The 24,082-nt window shown below is 63.1% G+C and carries 17 protein-coding genes and 5 pseudogenes; 10 read left to right on the top strand and 12 right to left on the bottom strand.

Going from position 1 to position 24,082, the window contains the following annotated elements; translation table 11 throughout:
• Window positions 1-51 precede the first annotated feature (51 nt).
• Window positions 52-717, top strand: coding sequence for a helix-turn-helix domain-containing protein (locus tag MLGJGCBP_RS32015; RefSeq protein WP_039951559.1), 666 nt, complete (start codon window positions 52-54; stop codon window positions 715-717).
• Between the two features lie 192 nt (window positions 718-909).
• Here MLGJGCBP_RS32015 and MLGJGCBP_RS52145 read toward each other — a convergent pair.
• Window positions 910-1,859: pseudogene (locus tag MLGJGCBP_RS52145) on the bottom strand (flavin-containing monooxygenase); the annotation flags it as partial.
• 23 nt (window positions 1,860-1,882) lie between these two features.
• Here MLGJGCBP_RS52145 and MLGJGCBP_RS32005 point away from each other — a divergent pair.
• The 3 genes from MLGJGCBP_RS32005 (at window position 1,883) to MLGJGCBP_RS31995 (ending at window position 5,570) form a co-directional block, all read left to right on the top strand.
• Window positions 1,883-2,365: a TetR family transcriptional regulator gene (locus MLGJGCBP_RS32005; RefSeq protein WP_007297958.1), complete on the top strand. Its 483-nt coding sequence runs from the start codon at window positions 1,883-1,885 to the stop codon at window positions 2,363-2,365.
• 178 nt (window positions 2,366-2,543) lie between these two features.
• Entirely contained in the window at window positions 2,544-2,750 is a 207-nt protein-coding gene (locus tag MLGJGCBP_RS32000) for a hypothetical protein (RefSeq protein ID WP_007297957.1), read from the top strand.
• 1,359 nt (window positions 2,751-4,109) lie between these two features.
• Complete coding sequence (locus MLGJGCBP_RS31995) at window positions 4,110-5,570, top strand: cytochrome P450 (RefSeq protein WP_007297956.1); 1,461 nt, start codon at window positions 4,110-4,112, stop codon at window positions 5,568-5,570.
• Window positions 5,571-5,739: 169 nt separating this feature from the next.
• Here the strand turns inward: MLGJGCBP_RS31995 and MLGJGCBP_RS31990 are convergent.
• The 6 genes and pseudogenes from MLGJGCBP_RS31990 to MLGJGCBP_RS53835 all read right to left on the bottom strand — a co-directional run.
• A pseudogene (locus tag MLGJGCBP_RS31990) lies at window positions 5,740-5,931 on the bottom strand (transposase); the annotation flags it as partial.
• 91 nt (window positions 5,932-6,022) lie between these two features.
• A complete protein-coding gene (locus MLGJGCBP_RS31985) occupies window positions 6,023-7,219 on the bottom strand; it encodes an NAD(P)/FAD-dependent oxidoreductase (protein WP_007297955.1) in 1,197 nt (398 codons plus the stop codon).
• A gap of 5 nt (window positions 7,220-7,224) precedes the next feature.
• Window positions 7,225-7,416 (bottom strand): ferredoxin, encoded by a 192-nt coding sequence (locus MLGJGCBP_RS31980; protein ID WP_007297954.1) that lies wholly within the window; start codon window positions 7,414-7,416, stop codon window positions 7,225-7,227.
• Window positions 7,417-7,428: 12 nt separating this feature from the next.
• The gene (locus MLGJGCBP_RS31975) at window positions 7,429-8,730 is read right to left on the bottom strand and encodes a cytochrome P450 (protein ID WP_007297953.1); all 1,302 of its coding nucleotides are present in this window, start codon (window positions 8,728-8,730) and stop codon (window positions 7,429-7,431) included.
• A 379-nt stretch (window positions 8,731-9,109) separates the two neighbouring features.
• Window positions 9,110-10,513: a cytochrome P450 gene (locus MLGJGCBP_RS31970; protein WP_193384909.1), complete on the bottom strand. Its 1,404-nt coding sequence runs from the start codon at window positions 10,511-10,513 to the stop codon at window positions 9,110-9,112.
• Between the two features lie 34 nt (window positions 10,514-10,547).
• Window positions 10,548-10,886 (bottom strand): PaaI family thioesterase, encoded by a 339-nt coding sequence (locus MLGJGCBP_RS53835; RefSeq protein WP_007297951.1) that lies wholly within the window; start codon window positions 10,884-10,886, stop codon window positions 10,548-10,550.
• Window positions 10,887-11,332: 446 nt separating this feature from the next.
• Between MLGJGCBP_RS53835 and MLGJGCBP_RS31960 the strand changes: the two genes are divergently transcribed.
• Window positions 11,333-11,953 (top strand): TetR/AcrR family transcriptional regulator, encoded by a 621-nt coding sequence (locus tag MLGJGCBP_RS31960; RefSeq protein WP_308821644.1) that lies wholly within the window; start codon window positions 11,333-11,335, stop codon window positions 11,951-11,953.
• Between the two features lie 148 nt (window positions 11,954-12,101).
• Here the strand turns inward: MLGJGCBP_RS31960 and MLGJGCBP_RS52140 are convergent.
• From MLGJGCBP_RS52140 to MLGJGCBP_RS31950, 4 genes and pseudogenes are all read right to left on the bottom strand, one after another.
• Window positions 12,102-12,433 (bottom strand): annotated as a pseudogene (locus MLGJGCBP_RS52140) (ABC transporter ATP-binding protein); the annotation flags it as partial.
• A pseudogene (locus tag MLGJGCBP_RS31955) lies at window positions 12,434-13,528 on the bottom strand (IS630 family transposase). It abuts the pseudogene before it with no gap.
• Window positions 13,529-13,608: 80 nt separating this feature from the next.
• Window positions 13,609-13,912: pseudogene (locus MLGJGCBP_RS50740) on the bottom strand (ATP-binding cassette domain-containing protein); the annotation flags it as partial.
• Between the two features lie 367 nt (window positions 13,913-14,279).
• On the bottom strand, window positions 14,280-17,744 hold the full coding sequence (locus MLGJGCBP_RS31950) for a serine/threonine-protein kinase (RefSeq protein WP_007297946.1): 3,465 nt from the start codon (window positions 17,742-17,744) through the stop codon (window positions 14,280-14,282).
• 58 nt (window positions 17,745-17,802) lie between these two features.
• Here MLGJGCBP_RS31950 and MLGJGCBP_RS31945 point away from each other — a divergent pair, with 58 nt between their 5' ends.
• Window positions 17,803-17,991, top strand: a complete 189-nt coding sequence (locus MLGJGCBP_RS31945) for a hypothetical protein (protein ID WP_012686933.1) — start codon at window positions 17,803-17,805, stop codon at window positions 17,989-17,991.
• Between the two features lie 400 nt (window positions 17,992-18,391).
• On the opposite strand, the gene MLGJGCBP_RS31940 is transcribed toward MLGJGCBP_RS31945, so the two are convergent.
• On the bottom strand, window positions 18,392-19,054 hold the full coding sequence (locus MLGJGCBP_RS31940) for a response regulator transcription factor (protein ID WP_007297945.1): 663 nt from the start codon (window positions 19,052-19,054) through the stop codon (window positions 18,392-18,394).
• 75 nt (window positions 19,055-19,129) lie between these two features.
• Here MLGJGCBP_RS31940 and MLGJGCBP_RS31935 point away from each other — a divergent pair, with 75 nt between their 5' ends.
• From MLGJGCBP_RS31935 to MLGJGCBP_RS31920, 4 genes are all read left to right on the top strand, one after another.
• Window positions 19,130-20,449 (top strand): sensor histidine kinase, encoded by a 1,320-nt coding sequence (locus tag MLGJGCBP_RS31935; RefSeq protein ID WP_012686932.1) that lies wholly within the window; start codon window positions 19,130-19,132, stop codon window positions 20,447-20,449.
• A gap of 374 nt (window positions 20,450-20,823) precedes the next feature.
• On the top strand, window positions 20,824-21,930 hold the full coding sequence (locus MLGJGCBP_RS31930) for an NDMA-dependent alcohol dehydrogenase (RefSeq protein WP_007297943.1): 1,107 nt from the start codon (window positions 20,824-20,826) through the stop codon (window positions 21,928-21,930).
• A 48-nt stretch (window positions 21,931-21,978) separates the two neighbouring features.
• Window positions 21,979-22,959 carry a R2-like ligand-binding oxidase gene (locus MLGJGCBP_RS31925; RefSeq protein ID WP_007297942.1) on the top strand — a complete coding sequence of 327 codons (981 nt, stop codon included), beginning with the start codon at window positions 21,979-21,981 and terminating at the stop codon, window positions 22,957-22,959.
• Window positions 22,960-23,041: 82 nt separating this feature from the next.
• Window positions 23,042-24,058: an NAD(P)/FAD-dependent oxidoreductase gene (locus tag MLGJGCBP_RS31920; RefSeq protein ID WP_007297941.1), complete on the top strand. Its 1,017-nt coding sequence runs from the start codon at window positions 23,042-23,044 to the stop codon at window positions 24,056-24,058.
• Window positions 24,059-24,082 lie beyond the last annotated feature (24 nt).

The following is a 24,082-nucleotide window of genomic DNA, read 5'->3' as shown; positions in this document are numbered from 1 at the left end:
GGATAGTGCCCGCGACTGATCCGAGGGCACAATGACGAGGTGGGCGAGAAGATGATCATCGAAAACCTGGTCGACGACGAGGACCGGCTCGTGGATCCCCGGCGGGCCCGTTCACGCGCACGACTGCTCGACGCGGCGACGTCCCTGCTCTCGACCGGCGGCATCGAGGCCGTCACGATCGACGCGGTCACCAAGGTGTCCAAGGTCGCGCGGACCACCCTCTACCGGCACTTCACCGACAGCACCCAGCTCCTGGCCGCGGCGTTCGAGCGACTGCTGCCCCCGGTCACCGCACCGCCGGCGTCCGGAACGATCCGTGAACAGTTGATCGAGCTGCTGGACCGTCAGGCCAAGCTCATCGAGGAAGCCCCCGCCCAACTGACAATGCTCGGCTGGCTCGCCCTCGGGTCCACCCAACCCGACACCGTCGGGACGACATCGCATCCCGAAGATGACAGGAACCCGGTCAGTTCCCTCCGCACGCGGGTGGTCAACCAATACCGCGAACCGTTCGACGAGATCCTGGGCAGCCCCGAAGCCCAGCAAGAGCTCGGCCACTTCGACACCACCCTGGCCCTGACCCAACTCGTCGGACCCATCATCTTCACCCGACTCGCAGCACTCCCGCCCACCGGCCCGGCTGAACGTCAGCAACTCGTCGACGACTTCCTCGCCGCCCGCGCCACCGCACAGACGCAAACCTCGATCACACACTGATTTGTTGTTGCCCGACATGTTTCAGAGGTCAACGATTCTCCGCCGGTCTCGATCTACCCACCAACTACCATGCGCAATCATCGAACTGCGTTCGTCGATGATCGACGGGCAGATGGCACACATGTCCGAGCTGGGTACACCTAGGCTTAGGAAAGTTCGGGCGCGCATTCCTCGTCCCTTGGCCTCACGGCCTCACGGCCTCCCGGCGACGGCCTGGTAGTCCTGAAACCGCACGTCCGCCATTTGTTTGACGTATGGGTGGCGAACCCGGGGTACATGGTGGCGTTGAAGCCGTCCTCGGTCAGATACCAGCTTCGGCACCCTGAGTTCCCGGTCGTTTTCGCCAACCGTTTCTGCAGGGCATCGAAGCTGCGTTGCGCGTTCTCACGTACATCGAGGTACTTGAGATTCCAGCGTCCCATGGCCCGGATCGCCTGCACGGCGTAGTCGATCTGTGCCTCCATGTACACCAGCGCCGAGTTGTGCCCGGGCCCCGGAATTCGGGCCGAAAGTGAAGAAGAGGTTCGGATAGCCGGCGACATTGATGCTCTTGTACGCGTAGGCACCGGACGACCACTCCTCGTCGAGGGATCGACCGTCGATCCCGACAATCGAAAAGGGTGTGCCGGACTTCGCCACATCGAAGCCCGTGGCAAACACGATCGCGTCCACGTGATGTTCGAGCCCGTCGGCGGTGCGGATGCCCTCCGGACACAGGGTCGCGATGGGCCAGGTAATGAGGGTGCAGTTCTCCCGACTCAACGCTGGGTAGTAGTCGTTGGTGACGAGCAGTCGTTTGCATCCCGCCGTGAAGCGAGGGGTGAGTTGGCGGCGCATCCAGGGATCTTTGATCTGGCGTCGCAGCTGCAGCCGGGAAATCTGCTGGAGAAGTCGGGTCATCGCGGTGTGCCACACCAGCCCGAGCGCCATGAACTCGTGCATCCCGAACACCGCACTACGGGCTGCAGTCTGGGCGGGCGGCACCGTCCGGTAGAGGGCCTTGTTCCACTCCGGGGTGTTGCAGCCGGGGCACCACCCAGCCCGGAGTCCGCTGAAAAACCTTCACGTGCGCGGCCGTATTGACTAATTCGGGGAATGATCTGCACGGCACTCGCGCCGGTGCCGATCACGGCGACCTTCTTGCTTCGGGATCAACCGGTCGACAGTGGAAGACATCACACGGCGTTCACGGCTCGCGCGCGTCACGCTGTACCGCAGATTTCCGAGCAAACAGCACCTGATCGAAGCGGTCATAATGCGCGAGCTCGGAAAGTTCCTCACCGACCTGCAGCGTGAGGCCGACCGATATCCCCGTGCGGAAGACAAGCTGACCGAGGGCTTCGTCTTCACGCTCGCCGCCCTACGCAGTCACACGCTGCTCAATCGGCTGCTCGAAAGCGAACCCGAAGCTCTTCTGCCCCATCTGACCGTGCAGGGCAGGGAATTCGTTCGAACATGCTCGGACTTTCTCGCCGCACAGTTCGCGCAGAGCCTGGACGACGACCGCACCGGCGCCGAACTACTCATTGTCGCCGAACTGACCGTGCGCTTGATTCTGTCGTTCGTGCTGACTCCCACGACCATCGTCGATCTCGACGACCCCGACACCGCACGCGACTTCTGCCGCCGATACCTGGCCCCGCACTGACCGGCCAACTCAAACCAACCGACCCGAAGGACTGAACGCACATGGCTCGCTCATCGACCACTCACACAAGCAAGCTTCTTCGTCACCGGAGCCGACAGAGGAATCGGCGAAGCCCTCGCCCCGACGTCTGCATGCCACTTGGGCGAACGGCGCGCTCGTCGGCCCGGAAGCGGACAGAATGCGCACCCTCGCAATCAAACTCGGCGATCGCACAGTAGTCTTCGAAGCTGGCGTCACCGATGACGCAGCAATAACGGCCGCCGCCGACGTGACGGCCGAACGGTTCGGCGGAATCGACGTTACCATCGGCGTCGCCTTCGTCGGCGTCGCCTTCGTCGGCCCCTGTTCGCCGCACCTGTCGAACACATCGAACGCACCCTCGTAGTCAACTTGGGCGCCTGGCCCCCGACCGTGCCGTCCTGCCCCATCTGCTTCGCAGGGGTTATCTGCTCAACATTCCCCACTTGCCACGGCAGGACACATGCGACTGATAGGTGCCCACACCGCGTAGGTGCCTACACCGCGTCCAAGCCCGGCAACGAAAGCACTCACGCTTCCGTCGACACCGACCTCGTCCGCGGAGCCTTCACCATCCAGCCGGAGCAGCCGCCTATGAGCTTGCGGCGGCGCTTCTCGCCAGATCCAGCCCCGTCACTGAAGCCGTCGGTACCACCGAGAAGGGGAATCGCCCGACGCCCCGCCCGAATCCGGGCGCCCCGGTTCGTCGACCCTGCCCTGCGGACTCGTACACCCCCTCGAGTTCGGTCTACCGATGCGACCCCGAGGATTTCGCCGCCGCATTCGCGCTCGCCGACGGCCACGAACAGCTCGCCCAGCACGACAATCTTCTCGGATCTGCTGCGAATATTCCACTTGCCCAAGATAATTCCTACTTTGAGGCGTGTCGAGGAGATCGGTCCGACTCGAGCCTACTGCTGCCGCTTGGGCGCGTTGCCCTGCTCCTGATCGTGTTCCGGTCCTCTTGCACGGCGCCGACTGACATCTAGCAGTTCCTCCTCCGACAAACATTGAGACAATGTCGCACTATTGACAAAGATTACTATTCTGTCGAGACTGGCCAGACGTGTGTTAGACCCCACATCGCAGGGAGAATCGATGACCTCAGCCTTGTCCGCCGAGCGTCTGCGCCCCGTAACTCCGATACGCCGCCTTCGACACGAAGCTGGCGAAACGCCACCCTTGAGACGCTGGATGCGCCACGACATGGGAAACACATGAGCACGGCGGCACCCTGGCGGTGTACGGCCCGGTCTTCGGCACCGTCCCGGACCGCGCGCGTCTGTCACGTACGAGGTGACAGCGCTTCGGGATGGGCAGCCAAGACGGGACTGCGACGGCCTTGGATCGCGGGTCACCTGGATACTACGTTTCCGAGACTGTTTGCTGGCCACCGAAGAACACCTTGCTACAGTCCGAACAGGCGAACCCCGGCAAGAGGCTTCGATCGAAGTCCCCTGGTCTGCGACTTCCGCGAAATTCCTCGCCGAAGAGCAATCCCCGCACGCAAACACTGCTCACCGCGACCAAGCTGCTGTCGATCAGATACCGGCCTTTTCCGGTGGTCGGCGTCATCAGCGCCTGCAACGTCCCACTGGTGGTATGAACGCGGGCCGAACAGATTGCACGCCCACCCGAGATCGGAGCGGTGAACCGGCGGCAACCACCGAGACCGCGCCCGCAAAGCCCTAGACAACTAGGCGACAGACGTCAAGGACGGTACCCCATGGTCAATCTGATTCACGCTCCGCTGGACAAGGCGCGCGAACGCGTGTCATCCGTCGTGATGCTCCCCGCGCCACGACGGATCGAGAACGCACTGCGCAGCTTCAGCCACAAATGGCCGACCCGCCACCTCGCTGAGCCACCGTCGGGCAGCGGACTCAAGCCGGTCGAAGGCGACCGAGGACTGCCGCTGCTCGGGCACACTCTGGACTACATCCGCTTCGGCTCGGATTTCACCCGCGACCGGTACAACCAGTTCGGACCGGTTTGTTGGATGGGAGCCTTCGGCACCCGAATGGTCATCGTCTCCGGGCCGGACGCTACCCAACACGTGCTCACCAACAAGGACAAGGCCTTCTCCCAAGACGGCTGGACTTATCTCATCGACAAGTTCTTCCACCGCGGCCTGATGCTGATGAGCTTTGATGAGCACCGCATGCACCGGCGCATCATGCAGGAGGCCTTCACCCGCGACCGGCTCGCCGGCTACGCCAACCAGGTAGGCCCCTGCGTGCGGGAGAACGTGCCGACCTGGCCGACCGACAGCACGCTACGCATCTATCCACGTTTGAAGAACCTCACGCTCGACATCGCCACCGAAGTGTTCATGGGCGGGTGCGGCGGCGGAGAGGACGCCGCAGCGATCAACCAGGCCTTCGTCGCCACCGTGCGTGCCGCGAGTTCAATCGTGCGGGCACCGTTGCCCGCCACACGGTGGCGCGCCGGCGTCAAGGGACGGCGAGTGCTCGAGGACTACTTCGCACGACACCTTCCAGAAACGCGGTCCGGCGACGGCAACGATCTGTTCGCCGGACTCTGTCACGCCACCACCGCCGACGGCGAACGCTTCACCGACGACGACGTCATCAGCCACATGATCTTCCTGATGATGGCCGCCCACGACACATCAACGATCACCACGGCCGCGTGCGCCTACTACCTCGCCAAGAACCCGGCCTGGCAGCAACAGGCCCGCGACGAATCAGACGCCCTCGGCGACGATCTACCCGACATCGACGCCCTGGAAGGACTCCAAACCCTCGACCTGATCATCAAGGAGACGCTGCGACTGGTCGCACCCGTACCGATCGTGATGCGCAAGACCGTCGCCGACACCGACGTCCTCGGCCACTACATCCCTGCCGACACCCTCGTCGCTGTCGCACCCGCGGTAAATCACTTCGTCGAGGACTACTGGACCAATCCCGACACCTTCGACCCGAATCGCTTCGCCCCCGACCGTCAAGAAGACCAGTCGCACCGCTTCGCCTGGATTCCCTTCGGTGGCGGCGTGCACAAATGCATCGGACTTCACTTCGGCACACTCGAGGTCAAAGCGATCCTGCACGAGATGCTGCGCGTCTACACCTGGACTGTTCCTGACGACTACACCGTCCGCTGGGACAACACTTCCTTGCCCGTTCCCGTCGACGGACTACCAATCCAGCTCAGCCGCAGATAGCCCACGACAACTTCGAGCAAGCGGGAGTGTGCCTTGCTCCTCTGACCCGAAAATCCCCTTGACCACGGGCGTACGTCGGAGACCCGGCGTAGCTTGCGGATCCGGGTTCTATTGTGGCGGTGCCGGATTCGGTTAGGCAGCTGGCGCGACGGTGACGCGGTAGCCGAGTCCGGCGCGCGGCGATGCGCCGGAACTTCGCCGAGAAATAGGTTCCCTTAGCAGGAGACGGCGAGGGCGGCGGTGCCGGGGCGCCCTTGAGATACCGGTTTCCGGGCCGGGTCTTCGTGGATTTCACCCGACCGGCCGACTCGTTCGACCCCGGCGCGGTACCCGCCCACGAGGCCAGATGCCCTGATGACGCTCGGCGAAAGTGCTCAGACCTGCTCGGTGAAAGTGCTCGCAGTTGCTGTCCGGACTGCGGAGTTACGCGACAAGGTTGATTTCGAACCGACTCATCGGACGCCGGCGCCGGCGAATGTCAGGGCGTCGGCGAAGGTGGCTCCGGCCGCGATTTTGGCGCGATACTTCATGATCTTGCCGGGCTTGTTGACTGCCAACGCGCCGACGAGCAGGTCGCCGCGGCAGTACAGCGCCAGCCAATCGTGGTCATCGATGCTACCGACGACCACAACGTCGTCGGCAGCGCAGATGCCGACCATCTGGATTTTGTCTGTGTACCAGTCCGACCAGAAGTAGGGGACAGTCTGATAGGGAGTGGCGTTGTCAGGATCGAGGGCGTTGCGGGCAGCGAGAGTCCCTTGTTCAGCCGCCGCTGTCCAATGCTCGAGGCGCATCGACTCCCCGAACAGCGGGTGGTTCCATCGGGTGATGTCGCCCGCCGCGTACACCGAGTCAGCGGCCTTCAACGTCGCGTCACACACCACACCGTCGTCGAGGTCGAGGCCCGAATCCGTGAGCCACTCCACAACGGGTTCCGCACCGATCCCCACGACGACGAGATCCGCGTCGAGCACGGTGCCGTCGGAGAGATGCACGTGCTCGATCCGGTCCGTTCCCGTCAGAGCGGTGACCGTGACATCGCAGCGAAGGTCGGTGCCGTTGCGGGTGTGCAGCGCGGCGCACGCCACCGCCATCTGCGGGCCGACAGCGCGGATCAGCGGCAGCGGTGCAGCCTCGACCATCGTGACGGGAAGTCCACGTCGACGGGCGGCGGCGGCGATCTCGGCACCGATGAATCCGGCACCGATGATCACAGTGCGTGCCTGCGCCTCGAGGGCCGTACGAATTGCCTGCGCGTCCTCGACGGTGCGCAGGGTGTGCACTCCGGGCAGCTGTTCGCCGGGCAGGGTGCGGGGACGGGAACCGGTCGCGGCGATCAGGCTGGAATAGTTGATCCGCTCATCGCCGGCGATGATGTGGTGTGTCGCGGTGTCCAGACCGGTGGCAGTGCAACCGAGGCGCACCTCGACACCCAGGTCGGGTAGCGAAGCGGCACCGGGGAACGTGGTAGGCGCCGGTGCCGGGCCCTCGGCGAGGAACCCCTTCGACAGTGGCGGCCGATTGTAGGGCAGGTGCTCCTCGGCGCCGAGCAGCGTGATCGGACCGTGGTAGCCGGTCTTGCGGGCCGACTGGACCGCATGCAGCCCGGCCAACGAGGCACCGACGACAACCAGGCCGGATTCGCTCACCGGGGTCAGTCCTCGATGCTCAGCGCGTCGGTTGGACAGACGCCCACCGCTTCCTCGATCAGCGCGCGGTGGCAGTCGGCGGGGTTGGCGTCGAGAATGTGCAGTGCACCGTCGTCGCCGACCTCGAAGAACTCCGGGGCGGTGGCCTCACACATCCCGGTCGAGGAACACCTGTTTTCATCGAGCACGATTCTCATGTCGTCTCCTTGTCAGTGCGACGGGCTGAACCGGACGGGGAGGTGGTTGACCCCGTGAAAGAAGGTGCTCACGGTGTAGGACGGCGCGCCACACACCTCGATGTCAGGCAAGCGGTGGAGCAACTCGTCGAAGAGCGCAGCGAGCTGCTGGCGGGCGAGCTGGTTTCCTAGACAGTGGTGGATGCCGCCACCCCCGAAGCTCACATGCGGGTTGGGATCGCGGGAGAGGTCGAAGCGTTCCGGATCGGTGAAGACCTCGGTGTCCCAGTTCGCGGAGGCGTAGAACATGACGACCTTGTCACCCTCGGTGATCTGCTGACCGGCCAGTTCGCAGTCGTGGGCGGCGGTCCTGCGGAAGGTCATAATCGGGGTGGCCCAGCGGACCATTTCCTCGACCGCAGTCTTGATGCGGGCATCGAAATCGTCCATCAGCCAGGCGCGCTGGTCGGGGAAGTCGGTGAGGGCCTTCATCGCGTGACTGGTGCTCTGCCGGGTGGTGTCGTTCCCGGCGATGGTGAGCAGCCCGAAGAAGGAGACGATCTCATCGTCGCTGAGCTTTTCGCCGTCGACCTCAGCCTCGACCAGGTTGGTCAGAAGGTCGGACTCGGGATGGTTGCGGCGTTTGCCGATGAGGTCGGCAGCCACCTCACGCAGATATCCCATCGCCTCGAACAGGCGGGGGATCGGCGGTTGGTCCCCCATCAGCTCCGGATCGCTCCATCCGCCCGCGTAGCGAGCTTCGTCCGCGACCTTGCGGCGCACATCCTCAGGCACACCCATCATGTCGCAGATGTTGTGCATCGGCAGCAGTGCCGCGCACTCGGTCACGAAATCCGCCTCGCCCTGGGGTGCGAGGTCATCGACGACTCGTTTCGCGTTGCCGCGGATCTGGGTGTTGATGCGGGTGATCTGCTTCGGGGTGAACGCCGAGGTCAACAGCCGGCGTACCTTGGTGTGCCGGGGCGGGTCCATCGCGATGAAACCCTGTCCGGCGTCGAGCAGTTCCTGCGGCATCGACTCCATCACAATGCCCTCGCCGGACAGGAAGTCCTCGTTCCGCTTGGTGACTTCCACCAGCGCCGCGTGGGACATGACAGCCCAAAAGCCTTGATCGTTGGGGTCTTCGATGAGGAGTTTCTCCACCGGCCGGTGCCAGCTCACCGGGTTCGTCGCGCGCAGATGCGCGAACGTAACTTCCCGTTCGCCGGCGGTCGACGACCAGAACGCGCTCGACGACAGGTCGGTCTCGTCGTACGGCCGTGCGAGGCGCCGTGTGGCGCTCGTCGGGGTAGTGCCAGAGGTCTCGGTGGTCATGGCAGCTCCGTCTGAGGAATCGTGCGAAAGGCGGTTCGAACGACGTCTCCATTCTAGCTAGAGTGTCCATAGTGTGACACTCTGTTTCGGAGTGTAAATCGGGCATGAGCGGGATACGGCGGAGGTCGTGGAGCCCACCGGTAGGCATGTCGGTCAGCGGTCGAGGAAGGCGGTTGACAGCTGCAGTTCGGTCGACGCTGGGGCGGGTATACCGGCGTCGGCTGGATTCGAGACGACCGTGGCCTAAGTTCTGCGACGGGGGTTGCGTAAGTGAACGATGACTCAACCCCCGAGACTTGCCGACCTGCTCGTCTATACCGGGCGCGCATTGGGGAAGCCGTGGCCCGAACCTCGACGGCGTCACAGTGAGAAAATCCCGTCACCGGCAAGATCGCGGACGAGTGGGGAACATCAACTTTCGGTTGATGTCCTGGGAGCGATAGGTGCTAGTTGGTGCTGTCGAGCGGGGTGGAGCAGTGATCAGGTCGACGGCGGCGGGTACGAGGTAAGCCTGCGGACCGCGCAGCGAGCGGGCCGCGACGGTCAGCGCCCGGCGAGGCTCGCCTCCATCTCCGGCAAGAACGCGGCACGGTCGGCGGCGACAGCCGCTCGGAGGATCGCGGGCATGCTTCTGTCGGACGCTGCGGTCGCCACTCCGCTCCGCCCGCGCGATGCGAGATGCGCCGCCTCCGCCGCTGCGTGGACGGCAGGATCGCCGAGGCGGTCGGCCAGTATTTGGCATCCTGAGGCTTGCAGGCTGCGGAAGGATTCCGGCTCCGAAGGCAAGTGGGGGGCGTCCGGTCGGGGTGAGATCGAGAGTGTCGGGGTCGTCGAAGACGTCGGGGTCGCGGTTGGCGGCACCAAGGAGTGTGAGCACGGCCCGCCCTGGGGTCAGGTCGTGGCTGGCGAGGGTGGTCGGGCGCAGCACTGTGCATCCGTTGGTTTGCACGAGGGCGTCGTAGCGCAGGAGTTTCTCGACTGCGGTGCCGACAATTTCGGGTCGTTCGCGGAGCAAGTGCATTTGCTCGGGGTGTGCGCGCAGCGCCGCCACCCCAGTTACCGATGAGATTGGTCGTGGTCTCGAAGCCCGCGGCAAACAGCAGCAGCGCGGTACCACGCATTCGTCGTCGTCGTCGAACGCGTTGTCCCCGCGCGCGGTGGCCAACCTGCTGAGTAGATCGTCGCCCGGCGCTCGGCGTTTTGCCGACAGTAACCCGGTGAAATAGTCGGTCAATCGATCCTCGGCGACGGCCGCGCGCGCGACGGCGGCGGCGTCAGCGCTGGGTTCGAGCGGGGCGACGAGGTCGCGAACCAGCTGCGCCGCCGCCGCACGGTCGTCATCCGGGACACCGAGCATCGTCCCGATCACCGAGACCGGTAAGGGTAAAGCCAGATCGGCAATGATGTCGGCATGGGGTCGCACGCTCATCTTGTCCAGCAGCAACTCGATCTGGGCGATCACCGACGAGCGCAGTTCGTCGATATGACAGGGGTGAACACATCTACCACGATGCGGCGCAACCGCGCGTGGTCGGGTGGGTTGCGAAAGCATCGTGCGCCGAAAACGACGCATCGCGGTGCGCTGCAATTCTTCGGGCCCTTCGCTGAGGCGAAACCCGAGCGATTCGTCGACCTTGCCCAGATTACGGTCTCGTCGCGCGGCGTCACAGTCGTCGTAGCGGGAGAGAATCAGCGCTCCGGTCCGCGTCGACAGTGCCGGGTGAGCGCCGCGCAACCGAGCGAACGCGGCGTAGGGGCCGGCGGGGCCGTGATCGGTGAGCAACGCATCGACGAGCAGCCCCCAGTGCTCGAGGCGGTCACGGGAGGTCCTGGTCGATATCCGTGGTGGACTGGGCACGTGTCAGCGAGGTCGTGAAATGTGCCAGGTCGACGACGATGAACAACGCGCGCGCCGATGCGGCAAGATCCCCGGTGGTCGCTACTTCCATCCGCGCGGTCACGTCGAGTTTGCGCCCGCGACGGCGCTGCAGGTCCGCGGTGATCACGTACCGAGTGCCGAGCAGGACGGGGGCGTGGAATTCGGTGTCGAGGCGCCTAGTGACCGCCATCTCGCCTACGGTGTAGAGCAGCATCCCGAACATGTCGTCGAGGACCGTGGTGACGGCGCCGCCGTGCGCGATCCCCGGAGCGCCCATGTGCCGGTCGTCGAAGACGTGCTCGGCGACGACCCCCTCTCCGCGACGGCGCGCGTGCAGGTGGTGCCCGTGCGGATTATCGGGTCCGCACCCCAGGCACCAACTGTGATGCGGTGGAAGCTCGTCGCCGTCTCGGACAGTCGGATGGTGCTGGTGAAATCTCCCCCACCACTGTCCCAACACCCCCTTGTCGGCGCTCTGCGGTACGCGCAAACCATCAGCCGAGTGTCGTTGTTCACCGCCCTCACCGTGATTGCTACACCTGCGACTCATACGGCACCTTTCGAAGGAGCTTGTACGTCTCAACTCGAAGAATCATTGCATACATATTTTGATCAATTGTATATGCAGATACATAGTCGCATAGTTTGTAAACGCGTTTTCGCTGACCGGCACTATCGGACCAGTGTCGCGATCTGAACACTTGTCACCCATCCGTTAAGGTGATGGTCGTGATCGGGGAATCCCTGCGGATGTCTTATCGGCGGCACATGCGAGAGGAAGCCTTGCGTGCGACGCAGACGTTGATCACCGAAAAAGGGTGGAACAAGGTCCGCTTCAGTGACGTCGCTGCCATGATCGGAGTTTCGCGTCCGACGTTGTACAAAGAGTTCGCCAGCAAAAATGAGCTCGGGGACGCCCTCGTACTACGTGAAACGGAGCGGTTCCTCACGGGAATACAGACCATCCTCGACACCAACACCGACTCCGTCCCGAGGGCTATCACCGAAGCGGTGCAATACACCCTCGACGAAGCAGTCGAGAGTCCGTTGCTTCGCGCAGCGCTGACCGCACCGCTCGATGACCTCCGGGGGGAATCGAGCGTACTGCGCTTGGTCGCCACGTCCACATCAATGCTCGAACTTGCCACGCAACGGCTGATCAGCTGGTTCGATGAACACTTACCCAACCATGACCGCGCCGACATCGACCACGCCGTCGACGTGCTGATCCGGCTCACGGTCAGCCACATAGTCCTGCCCGCCGCCGATGGCAACGTACACCGAGAGAATGTGGAGACCTGTCGGCAGATTTCTGATGTCGTTCTCCGTTTCCTTCGTCTGTGAGGACATTCTGTGAGGACATGACCGGAGCTCCATGCGTCGACCTGGACGCCTCAGATCACTCATCTCAGCTGACCGGAGTTGGAGCTTCACGAGCGGCCCGCCCCGCCAGGCGTGATGCGGGATCTGACACGAGATGGGTTCGGTCGAACTATGCCGGCGTCCAAATATTCGCACCACCCGCGGGAAGGACCTGTGTGTCCTGTTCGGCGTCGATGCTTTCCCTGATGGCCGCCTGCGCGTTGGGGGCAGCGTATGCATGATCTCCCTGACCGCTCCTGACGACGGAACACGGCCTCGCGAAACGGCAGCCCTGGAGTCGGCTGAATCTGCGCGACAATGCCTTCCATCTCTCTTCCGTGCCGCCACGATGATGGCCAGCCTCGACCAACGCCTGCTCCCGGGCAATCTGCGATTCATCCTTCTCCTCGCTCATACCGATGGGCCGATTCGGCGACCACTGAGGAACTGTTCCACGACGGGCTAGTGTCCCGCGTCAGAAATTCGTGAGATATATTTGGCGAGGGAATCGAGGATCTCCTCGGCGGTCTTGTGCCAGACGAACGGCTTCGGGTCGTCGTTCCAGGTCTTGATCCAGTTGCGAACGTCTTTCTCCAGTGCTGCAACGCTTTTGTGTACACCACGGCGGAGCAGCTGATCGGTCAGGAATGCGAACCAGCGCTCGACCTGATTGATCCAGGAGGACCCGGTCGGGGTGAAGTGGACGTGAAAACGTGGGTGCTTGGCCAACCAGTCGCCTACTGCCGGCGTCTTGTGGGTGGCCAGGTTGTCGCAGACGAGATGCACGTCCAACTCGTCGGGGACGGCCTTGTCGATCGCGGTGAGGAACTTCTTGAACTCCACGGCCCGGTGACGTCGATGAAGCTCGGAGATCACCGTACCGTCGGCGATGTTGAATGCCGCGACTCCCCCAAGGACTACGTCCAGGGAGGTACCCCCAGGCTGGTGACGCCGCTGCGGGCGTAGTCATGACTGCGCCGTTCCGGCATGCCGGGCATCATCGGCAGCACCGGCTGGGAACGGTTTGAATGCCTACATCTGGCCCTCCTCGTCCACACAGAGGATAACGGCATGCTCGGGCGGATTATGGTAAAGGCCAACAACATCGACAACCTTGTCCACGAACTGCGGATCCGTGGACAGCGTGAAACCGTCGGTCAGATGCGGTGTGAGTTCGAACTTGCGCCAGATCCGGCCGATCGTCGACGGTGACAGGCCGGTGCGCTTGGCCATCGCGGTACGCGACCAGTGCGTCGCATTGGCCGGGGTGGTTTCCAGTGTCGCGGTGACCACGTCTTCGACCCGGTCCAGCAAGATCGAGGGCGGACGACCCGGTCGAGGTTCGTCGACCAAGCCGTCGAGGCGTCGGTCGACGAAGCGCCCGCGCCATTTGTTGACCGTGTTAGCGGATATCCCCAGGTCTGCCGCGACTTGCTTGTTGGTCATCCCCGGCTCCGCGCAGGCCAACACGATCCGCGACCTCAGTGCCAACGATTGGGGGGTTTTCGCTCGCCGCGACCATCGAACGAGTTGTTCGCGTTCGTTATCGGTCAACATCAACTCAGCCTTCGGGCGTCCGGTTCGAGGCATGCCTCGGTATATCAAGTTAAAGCACGAATTTATGGCGTACGACACTAGTCGCTGGTGAGGAGGACCTCCCTGGGGGCCGAACATCACCAGATACCTACGAAAGAGCATTCCGATGTTGTCAAGCACGGTGCGCGCGACGGAAATATTGTGGGTCACGATCAAGATGGTGGCGTCGATCTGCGCATTGATATCGATCAACAGCTGGCTGAGGTAGGCCCGGCGGACCGGGTCGAGACCGGAGTCCGGCGCATCGCACAAAATGAGCTGCGGGTCGAGAACCAGAGCGCGAGCGAGACCGGCACGTTGTCGCATTCCGCCGGAGATCTCGCCCGGGAGCTTGTATCGGTCGCTGATTCACATTCCGTCGCTTTCGAGCAGGTGCAGATACCTGCGGAATATCACCAAGACGGGTGGTGTCGTCATCGTGAATAGCGAGCGTGCGGCGCATCTCGTCCTGGACCGAGGGCACCACTTCCCAGTCCGGGTAGTGGATCATCCCCAGCTCGGGTACCTACCCATCGCCCATGCCCTCCCTCATCCGCTGCCGTGGTGCGGCGGCCCCGTGTCGGGCCAATTCCGTGGCCTCCCTCCGCTCCGCACGTTCTACCTTCGCTGCGTGCGCGTGCTGGTTGTCTTCACGTGGCCCACGACCCCGTTCATCCTTACGCCTTTGGCGCCGGACCGCTTGCCCGTGAATACGAGCGGTCAGCGGCTGAACTCAGACATCGCGGCCCATGGCATCGGTGAGGAACGAGGCGGTCACATCGGGCCACCGCCGTAACCATCGATCACCGGAGCGGACGTCTTCGAGAAGCTGGGACAGAACATGTGGAATTTCCGCACCGCCATCGAGCAGCAAACGCGGTAGTCCGAGAACGGCACACTGCGACGCGACTGGAGCCAGCGTCCGTTTGGCCTCGTCCATCCGGCCCGCCGATGCAAGGCAGTGCACCAGCAGCAATGTCGACACCATCAGTGCTCGCGGCCGCTTTTGCTTCTTCACGCTCTCGACCAGCGCTCGCCCACGGGCGAGGGCCGCTTCGATGGATGCGTCAGAACGGTCGGCGAGGAGCAGCATTATCGTCGAATCTTCGTCGAATTGAGATGAGACCTCCGCGATCCCGTTCTCCATCTCCTCTCGAGGGCCGGCATCTTTCAGACGCGCTTCCAAAGAGGGATCGATTGGCAATCCGGCGCGAATTCGCTCGTTCACAATGCGCTTGGCCAAACGCGGAAGATGGAGCTTCTCCGCTATCCTCGCCCCTTCCTCCAGACGGATCGTCGCGGAATCACGGTCTCCGCGAAGTACCTTGATCCGTGATCCAACGCCGTAGGTGGCGAGCATGATGTCGACGACACCACCTTCGGGGCCGAGTTCGTTGCTGCGATCGAGCAACTCTTCCGCGCCGTCGATGGCGCCCTTGTCGTACAGCACAGAACCGAGAAGTGCGCCAGCGAGGCGTGCGGCGTGACTGTGCATGCCGGTCTGTCGTGCGAGCGCCAGTGCGGTATGAAAGATGTTCTCGGCCTCCCCGACGTCGAGAACCTCGTATGCTGCTACTCCAGCCATGCAGTGGCCGTAGACCGCACTGAACGGCCCGACGGTCTGCTCGTGATACCTGCGTGCCCAGTCCTGCCATCGCCGAGCTGCCGCGAACTCGAAGTTGTGAATCGCCAGAAACGACGCCACATCGCTCGCGGCCGACGCGACGAAAGGACGCAAACCGTCAGGATCTCGGAGAATGTCGTCGATCAGGTCCTGAACACCCTCGCTCTGATCGGCGAGGACCTTTGCGACTGCTCGGACCAAGTTTGCTTCGCGGGCGATAGCACGCTGTTCCCACTCGGTCATCGACTCCGAATCGAGGGAGGAAGAGAGACGGTCGAGCGCGAGTTGCATGACCTTCGGCCGCTGTAACAACACATTTCCCCACGCGACGGTGAGCTGAAGACGCGGTCGATTGTATGCCACAGCGGGGGGAAGCTTCGCGACAAGACCAAGCAATGTTGCCATCCTGGAGTTCTCGATCAACTCCATTCCACCTGATTCGACCAGATGAGCGGCACGATCGAAATCCTTCGCCGCCATTACGTGATCGACTGCCTCACTGAGCATTCCGTGGTCCTCGAACCAGGTCGACGCAGTGAGATGCAGTTCTCGGGCCCTTGCCGGATCGACTCGTTCGAGTCGACGTTGGAGGAACTCGGCGAACAGATGGTGGTAGCGGAACCATTCCTTGTCATCGTCGATGCTGGTCAAGAAGAGATCCCGACCTTCGGCTTCCTCGAGCAGTGCCTGGCCAGATTGCAGGCCGGTTAGTTTTGCGGCTAGGTCGCCGCAGACCTTCTCGGCGATCGCCGTGGCCATCAGGAAATCGAGTAGGTGGGGCTCGAGCGTGTGAAGCACGTTGGCCACGAGATACTCGCCGATGGCATGATGCCGTCCAGACAGATGTCTGATGAACTCTGCCGGATCGTCCCGGCCGCGAAGCGACAGCGATGCCAACTGCAGCGCGGCCGCCCATCCGTCCGTCGCGATGGCCAGTTCAGTGACCTCCGATTCGCTTAGCCGCAGGCCATTGACGTCGAGGAGGAAAGCCTTCGCTTCCGAGGCATCGAACCGCAGTGCGTCCGGGTCTATTTCCACGAGTTCGTCGCTCACCCGCATCCTGCTCAGGGGTAGACCGGCCTGAGTGCGACTCGTCACTACCAGCTGCAGATGGTGACACCCATGGTCGAGGAGGAAGTCCATGGCCTCGATCGTTTCGTCTGCGCTCACCCGATGCCAATCATCGATGACGACCACCAAACGCTCGCCACTGGAATGGATCTCGTCGATCAGCGAACTCAGTACGTATCGGGCCGCGTCCGGGGGATGGTCTTCGAGGATCTGTCCGAGCTCACGCGCCAGGGCGGGGCGAACCTGGCGGACTGCTTCTACCAGATGGGCGAGAAACCAGACCACATTGTTGTCGTCGGGGTCGACGCTCAGCCATGCGACTGAGGCACCGTCCTCGACCAGAACGCCTCGCCACTGCGACGCCAGCGTGCTTTTGCCGAAGCCGGCGGGCGCATGTATCAGGACCAATCTGCGGTGCGCACCACTTTGCAGAGTGTCGATCAGCCTGCGCCGCACCACCAATGGTCGAGTGGAGGTGGGCGGACGGAACTTGGTCGAGGCGCTCGGCGGTGTGGATGTCGCCGCAGGCATCCACCCAGCCTCATGTGCCCTACCAACCGGTTGGTCCGCGGAACGGTTCGCGAAAGTATCGGTTCCTGTGGGCCCTGCAAGCGCCATATCCGCGCTGTACAATCCGTGCTTCTCTCGGATTCCCCGGAGTTCATCTCCGAGAGCGACGGCCGATTGGGGGCGGTCTGTTGGAGACTTGGCCATCGCATGCTCAATTGCGGCCACCACATCGGGTGGAAAATTCCGCATACGGAGGTCGGGGATCGACGCACGGGTGATTCGTACGAACTGAGCAACAACGCCCTCGCCGGCCCGGCGTTCGAACGCTGCGTGTCCGGTCATCAACGTGAAGAGCGTCGAGCCGAGTCCGTAGATATCGGATACCGGTCCGGGTGCCTGACCCTGCAGCAATTCCGGGGCGGTGTAGGCGGGCGAGCCTGCGATGTGTCCCGTCGAAGTCTTGAAGGCGCCGCCGACCCGCGCGATGCCGAAGTCGGCTAACTGAGGCTCCCCGTAGTCGGTGATCAGGATGTTGGCCGGCTTCACGTCGCGGTGCAATATCTCGAGGTCGTGTGCTGTGTGTAGAGCGCCAGCGAGCTTGATCCCGACCTGAAGGACATCCGGCCAGGGCAAGGGGCCGTGGCGTCGAACCCACGCTTCCAGCGAATCGCGCGCGTGGAATGGCATCACGATATACGGGCGCCCTGCCGCGAGAACTCCCACCTGCAGTATCTGGACGATATTCGGATGCCCGGACAATCTTCCCATGACCCGTTGTTCTCGGACGAAGCGTTCGCGCTCGTCACGTTCGAAGCCTTCATTCAAGACCTTGATCGCGACTGTTCGATCCAATGCGGTCTGAACACAACGGTAGACGACGCCGAAGCCTCCGCGACCAACTTCCAGCGCGTCGTTGAAGCCTTCGGCTTCGAGCTCGGAGACGACTGAGAGCGCTACGTCGCGTTCAGTCCGTGCGGGCTCTGCATCGGCCATCTCCTAATCCTGGTCTCCCTGGCGATGCCTGCGTTAGCATTTTCTGGAAAGAATACGAATGCCCATCGTCCAACCGCCATGGGCGGAAGAACTGACCCGCAGGGCCATCATGGTGGGCCGGGCGCCTGCACAGGACGTCCGCGTCGCGGCGCAGGTGCCGTACCGACGCGCCTCGCCGCAGAGGAATCGTGGTGGGGTGGACGGCACGGAATACCTGGGACTCGTAGCGTCACCGCCGTGGTGGTGAACCAGTCGGCTCCGGCCAGCGTTTGTCGTGCTCGCCGCTCAGGGTGCCCGTTAGTAATGATGGTCAACGATGTGTGCCCGAGCAGCTTGGAGACCATTCCGACAGGGATTTCGCCCTAGCCTGGGTGGCGTAGGTGTGCCGGCCCCAGACCGTGTTGACGTTGGCTGGACTGGGCCTTTTTTGGGGGGGTGGCCGGTGCTTGACATGCCCTCACGGCCCGTTGCGCTGCTCAGGCATAGGCGGGCCGACCACCCACGCAGTTGGCGTCAGCGAGCTTCGATCGTGTGCCATCGGGCACTATCTCATCGTGTTGGCCACACCCGGGGCGCTGACCGCGGCCCTTACGTCCACTTCTGGTTGCACAACCGGGCCAGGAACTTCATAGATCTGGCGACGACGCTCAGTCGACTGTGCTCGTGCCGAGGAGCCCGTAGTGACCGGCCAAGCCGGCCGCGACGACCCGATTCGGCGCCCCCAGTTTGTTGAGCAGCGCTGCCACCATTCGTTTGGTTGTGCGTTCGGAGACGAGCATGTGCTTGGCGATCTCCGTGGTCTCCAGGCCGCGGGAGAGCAGAACCCAGAGTCGAATCTCCTCCACGGCCAGTTTGTCGAGCAGGCTTTGCGGAGGGTGCCGGACAGAATCGAGAAGTACGGTCAACAAATCAGGTGCGATGACTCGTAGACCGGCGGCCACGGTCAAGAGCGGAGCTACCAGTACGTGTGGGTCCGCCGACTTTGGTAGAAATCCGTCGGCGCCGGCTCGTAAGGCTTCCTCGGCGAGCTTGTAGTCCGTCGTCCCGGACAGCACGACGACTTTCGTGTCGGGGTATCGGGACTTGATTTGACGAATCGCCAGCATTCCGCCGGTCGGGGGCATCGTGAGATCGACGATTGCGATGTCTGCACCGCACGAGCCGACCAGGGCCAGGGCCTCATCTGCTCGGTTGGTGATGCCGCCTACCTCGAAACGGTCGGCGTCCTGCGCCTCGAGGAGCATTGCCAGCCCTTGCGTGAACAAATCATGATCATCGATCAGGGCCAATATCAGTTTCTGGTCACGCATTGCCTCACCCGAATTAGTGTCATGCCACAGTGATTACACATCAAACGACTGGTTGAGTGTAAGTGGGAGGTAACCATGTCGGCCGTTCCGTGGTGGCGCTCGTCGGGATCCAGTATGCACTCGGGCACGGAATCGTTTAGCGATACCGATATCCGAACGATCCAGCGGATCATCATCAGCGTCCGTTGTGGTGTCGTGCTGTCGGTGGGGGTGCTGCTGGCGGTGGGAGCGGGCAATGTACGCGAGCATCTCGGGTGGGCGCTACTTCTCCTCGGTATCTCGACCGTGTATTCGCTCACGGGGTTCTACTATCCGTCGACTGAACTGGGGAGCATGAGGGCGTCCGCAATCGTGACTACCCTGGACGCGGGGCTGTCGCTCGGGTTCATCGCGACAACCGGCGGTAGGGAAAGTCCCACCGTGGCGTTGCTGTTTCTGGTTATCATCGCCGCGGCGACGCGATTGTCTTTTGCGGGTACCGTCCTGCTCTCCCTTGCGCTGGGTGTGTCGTATTTCCTCCTCGCACTCACTGTGAACTCCGCGGACACGCCGCTCGAGGTTCGACTACAGGCCGGGCTGTGGTGGCCGCTATATCTGTTGTTCACCGCCGCATTGACGGCGGCCTTCACGTTGCTCACCGAAGGCGCGGCGCAAGCGCAGGCGGCGGCGCGGGCCGAAGCGGCCGCCGAACACGCGGCCGCCGAGGAGGAACGGGACCTGCGTGCTCGATTGCTGAAGTCGTATGAGGCCCAGGAGACTGGCCTACAGGTCATTTTGCACGAATTACGAACGCCGATCGCTTCTTTGAAGGCCCTGGCCGACGCAGGTCAACGCAATCTACCGGCCCACGATACTCAACGGGCCAGGGACCTGATCGCGGCACATGCAGGTCACCTGTCGGCGATGATGGATGCTCTGGGGGATGTTGCAGCGAGCCGTCGACCCACGTTCAGCACCGGGCATCGGCAGCTGGTTCTTCTGCACGACTTCCTGCTTGCCACCGCAGACGCCGTCGGCCTGGTCCCTCCTCAACTTCGGATGACGATCTCGCCACCGGATGTCCGGTGCCGGTTCGATCCGCAGTTGCTTCGCCGCGTGATCACCAATCTGCTCACGAACGCCAGTCGGCACGGACGGGGTGAGCCGGTCGACATAGTCGCTCGAGTGAGTCGGTCCGAATTGCATCTCGAGATCCTCGATCGCGGCCCCGGGCTACCTCCCGAGCTGGCTTCCATCGTCACCAAGAAGTTCGTGTCCGTCGGTGATCAGCGTGGTAGCGCGGGACTCGGCTTGTGGATCGCCGATCAGATCGTGATCTCGCTGAATGGGCGCTTGCACTTCGGTGCGCGGACAGGTGGTGGCCTCGCGGTGTACCTCGAAGTGCCCATTACGTGAGTGGAGGGCCAGTCCCGGCGCCTGGGTGTCGCGAATCCGAGGCGATGCCCGCCCGGTGCACTCCTCCGCAGTCTGTCGAAGTGGCCGCGTAGCCCTCGCGCGACCCGGCACGGCACGGTGATCAACGAATTCTCAGGTGATCGATCAGTCCACGACCTATAGGGCGCCCCGGTACCGGGCTCGCCGGTAACGCCCGGCTACCTATGTGACCGCGCCAAGGGAACAACTCGGTACACCGTGGTCGAGCCGTGGCATACATAGTCCTGCACCTGGCCCCCAGGGGCCATCAGCGGCACGCGCGGCTCGCGCGAACACCCCCCAATCATTGTGATGATGGTTACACGCCGTTCCGCGAGTGAGGGAGTCAACAGCCCGTGAAGACAAAAGCAGCAGTCCTGTGGGGTCAGAACGAGAAGTGGCAGGTCGAGGAGATCGACTTGGATCCACCCGGCGAGGGCGAGGTTCTGATCAAGCTGACCGCCAGCGGACTGTGCCATTCCGACGAACACCTGGTCACAGGCGACTTGCCTTTCCCCTACCCGCTCGTGGGAGGGCATGAGGGCGCCGGTGTCGTCGAGGCAGTAGGGGCGAACGTCGCCGACATTTCCGAGGGTGATCACGTCGTCATGATGTTCCTGCCCGCATGCGGCCGGTGCTCGTACTGCGTACGCGGGATCGGCAACTTGTGCGATTCCGGTGCCGCGGTGATGCTCGGACCCCAACTCGACGGGACGTACCGGTTCCATGCGCGCGGCGAGGATGTCGGTCAAATGTGTTTGCTCGGAACCTTTTCCGAATACACGGTCGTCCCAGCAGCATCGGTGGTGAAGATCGATGACGGCATTCCCCTGGACAAGGCTGCGCTGGTGGGCTGTGGAGTAACGACCGGGTACGGCAGCGCAGTTCGTTCGGGTGAGGTGCGAGCCGGCGACGCCGTCGTCGTCATCGGCGCAGGAGGCATCGGCATGAACGCGATCCAGGGAGCACGGATCGCCGGCGCCCGCATGATCATGGCCGTTGACCCGGTCGAGTTCAAACGCACCAAGTCACGCGAGTTCGGCGCCACGCACACCGCTTCGTCGGTCGACGAGGCGTGGAACGTGGTCAGCGAACTCACCCGCGGCCAGCTCGCGGATGTCTGCGTCATCACCACCGATGTCGCCGAGGGCGCCTATATGACACCCGCCCTGAGCCTCGTCGGCAAGCGGGGCCGAGTCGTCGTTACCGCCATCGGCCACCCCGAGGAAACCACCATCACGACAAACCTTCTCGAATTGACCCTCTACGAAAAGCAAATCCGAGGATCGCTGTTCGGATCATCGAACGGTCAGCACGACATTCCCCGCTTGCTCGAGCTGTACACCCTCGGACAGTTGAAGCTCGACGAGCTGGTAACAACCGAGTACGACCTCGAGGACATCAACCAGGGCTACGCAGATATGCGCGACGGAAAGAACATCCGTGGCGTGATCCGCTACTGAGTTCGCATTCTCCTCCACCAAACGCGCACCACTAGAAAAGGAAATGGTATGGCAATCGACCGCGTTATCGAGCATGGCAAACGAAGCGGATTTGGCAGCCTCAGCGAGGGCGGCCTGCGAATGAATTCATTCGCAATGAAATTGTTCCGCAAGGGAAACAAGAAGTTCTGGGACCCCGAAGCCATCGACTTCTCCCAGGACGCCCAAGACTTCGCCGGACTCTCCGATGAAGAAAAGCGGCTCACCTGCATCCTCGCCGCACATTTCATCGCCGGCGAGGAGTCGGTGGCACAGGATCTGCAGCCCTTCATGTCGGCGATGGCCGCCGAGGGCAGGCTGGCCGACGAGGCCTACCTCACCCAGTTCACCTTCGAAGAAGCCAAGCACATGCAGGCGTTCCGACTTTGGTTCGACGCAGTGGGACTGAGCAGCGATCTCCACGAATATGTGGATTACAGCGAGCCTTACCAGCGGATCTTCACCGAGGAACTCCCCAAGTCGCTGTACGCACTGACCACGGACCCGTCGCCGGCGGCCCAGATCCGCGCCTCGGTCACCTACAACCACGTGGTCGAGGGATGCCTCGCGCTCACCGGCTACTACGCCTGGGCCAAGGTCTGCAAGAGTCGCAACATCCTGCCCGGGATGCAGGAAGTGATCAAGCACATCGGTGACGATGAGCGTCGGCACATGGCCTGGGGCACGTTCACCTGCCGGCGGCATGTGGCCGCCGACGACCGGAACTGGGATGTCGTAGACGAGCGCATGCAGGAGCTGTTGGAGCCCGCCCTGCAGCTGATCGTCAGGATCTTCGACACCTTCGACGAAATCCCGTTCGGTATCACCATCGACGAGATGACCGACTACGGGATGGACAAGCTCAACCGACGGCTCGAGTCGATCGAAAGCGCGCGCGGCAGGCCGCTGGAGGAGATCGACGAGGACTACTCCCCGATGCAGCTCGAGGACAAGTTCGCCGCGGAAGACGAGCTCCAGTTGTCCCAACTTCTGACGAGTGCCACCTCCTGACCCGTCCGGTGTCGTGTCGCAGTCGCGGACACACATCCGTACCACCCGTCTACGCCAACCCTGAACCCGAGGAGCGATCTGCATGACAACCGAAATCTCGACAGCCGACGTCGCCGTCGACCTGCTGTTCGTCGGTGCCGGACCGGTTGGCCTCTTCGGCGCTTACTGCGCGGGTTTTCGAGGGCTCAGCACGGCACTGGTTGACGCCTTGCCCGAGGTCGGCGGCCAAGTACAGGCCATCTACCCCGAAAAGAACATCTACGACGTCGCCGGCCTGCCCGGCGTGCAGGGGCAGCAGCTCATCCGGAATCTCACCCAGCAAGCAGAGGCGTTCGCTCCCAAACACCTGCTCTCACAACAGGCCGACACACTCGAACGCCTCCCCGCCGGGTGGCGGGTCACCACCTCGAAACGTGTGGTGATCGACGCGCGGGCTGTGGTGATCACCTCCGGTGTCGGAGCTGTCACTCCGCGGCCCCTGGCAACCGGGGAGGCCTTTCTCGGTCGAGGACTGCGCTACTTCGTTCCCCGGCTAGACGTCCTCGACGGTCAGGATGTCGTCGTCGTCGGCGGCGGTGACTCTGCAGTGGACTGGGCGTTGGCCGCATTACCGCGGGCCCGCTCCGTCACGCTCGTCCACCGGCGTAAGCAGTTCCGGGCGCACGAGCACTCGGTCCGCCTACTGCGTGAGTCTGCCTGCGATCTGCTGCTCGATGCCGATGTGGCGGAAATACGTGGCGATGATCAGGTTGAGAGCGTTGTCGTCAAGGTCGCCGGCGAGTCGTCCGGACGTGAAGTCAAGGCCCAGGTTGTCGTTGCCGCGCTCGGATTCCTGATGAATCTCGGGCCGATCGCGGACTGGGGCCTCGAACTCGAAGGCCGGTCGATCACAGTGGACAGCACAATGCGGACCACCCTGCCCAATATCTTTGCCGCGGGGGACGCCGCCACCTTCGACGGGAAAGTGAAACTGATCGCCGTCGGTTTCGGTGAGGTGGCTACCGCGGTGAACAACGCAGCGGTAGCGCTCGACCCGAACGCATCCCTCGCACCAGGCCATTCGAGCGATCTGGTTCAACCCGTGCTCGCCGAGGCCTGACCTCGTCGGCAAAGTTTGTCACGC

The organism is Rhodococcus sp. T7, assembly GCF_009872365.1.
Taxonomy (GTDB): domain Bacteria; phylum Actinomycetota; class Actinomycetes; order Mycobacteriales; family Mycobacteriaceae; genus Rhodococcus_F.
The sequence above is the reverse complement of the archived record's forward strand: the minus strand, read 5'-3'. Positions and strand labels throughout refer to the sequence as shown.

Excerpts from the sequence above, each read along its gene's own strand:
- MLGJGCBP_RS31935 (WP_012686932.1), top strand. The coding sequence starts at position 19,130 with ATGTCGGCCGTTCCGTGGTGGCGCTCGTCGGGATCCAGTATGCACTCG.
- MLGJGCBP_RS31920 (WP_007297941.1), top strand. The coding sequence starts at position 23,042 with ATGACAACCGAAATCTCGACAGCCGACGTCGCCGTCGACCTGCTGTTC.
- MLGJGCBP_RS31975 (WP_007297953.1), bottom strand. The coding sequence starts at position 8,730 with ATGACCACCGAGACCTCTGGCACTACCCCGACGAGCGCCACACGGCGC.
- MLGJGCBP_RS31995 (WP_007297956.1), top strand. The coding sequence starts at position 4,110 with ATGGTCAATCTGATTCACGCTCCGCTGGACAAGGCGCGCGAACGCGTG.
- MLGJGCBP_RS31925 (WP_007297942.1), top strand. The coding sequence starts at position 21,979 with ATGGCAATCGACCGCGTTATCGAGCATGGCAAACGAAGCGGATTTGGC.
- MLGJGCBP_RS31950 (WP_007297946.1), bottom strand. The coding sequence starts at position 17,744 with ATGGCCGATGCAGAGCCCGCACGGACTGAACGCGACGTAGCGCTCTCA.
- MLGJGCBP_RS53835 (WP_007297951.1), bottom strand. The coding sequence starts at position 10,886 with ATGGGCGCTCCGGGGATCGCGCACGGCGGCGCCGTCACCACGGTCCTC.
- MLGJGCBP_RS31945 (WP_012686933.1), top strand. The coding sequence starts at position 17,803 with ATGCCCATCGTCCAACCGCCATGGGCGGAAGAACTGACCCGCAGGGCC.
- MLGJGCBP_RS32000 (WP_007297957.1), top strand. The coding sequence starts at position 2,544 with ATGCGCACCCTCGCAATCAAACTCGGCGATCGCACAGTAGTCTTCGAA.
- MLGJGCBP_RS31940 (WP_007297945.1), bottom strand. The coding sequence starts at position 19,054 with ATGCGTGACCAGAAACTGATATTGGCCCTGATCGATGATCATGATTTG.
- MLGJGCBP_RS31980 (WP_007297954.1), bottom strand. The coding sequence starts at position 7,416 with ATGAGAATCGTGCTCGATGAAAACAGGTGTTCCTCGACCGGGATGTGT.
- MLGJGCBP_RS31960 (WP_308821644.1), top strand. The coding sequence starts at position 11,333 with ATGGTCGTGATCGGGGAATCCCTGCGGATGTCTTATCGGCGGCACATG.
- MLGJGCBP_RS32015 (WP_039951559.1), top strand. The coding sequence starts at position 52 with ATGATCATCGAAAACCTGGTCGACGACGAGGACCGGCTCGTGGATCCC.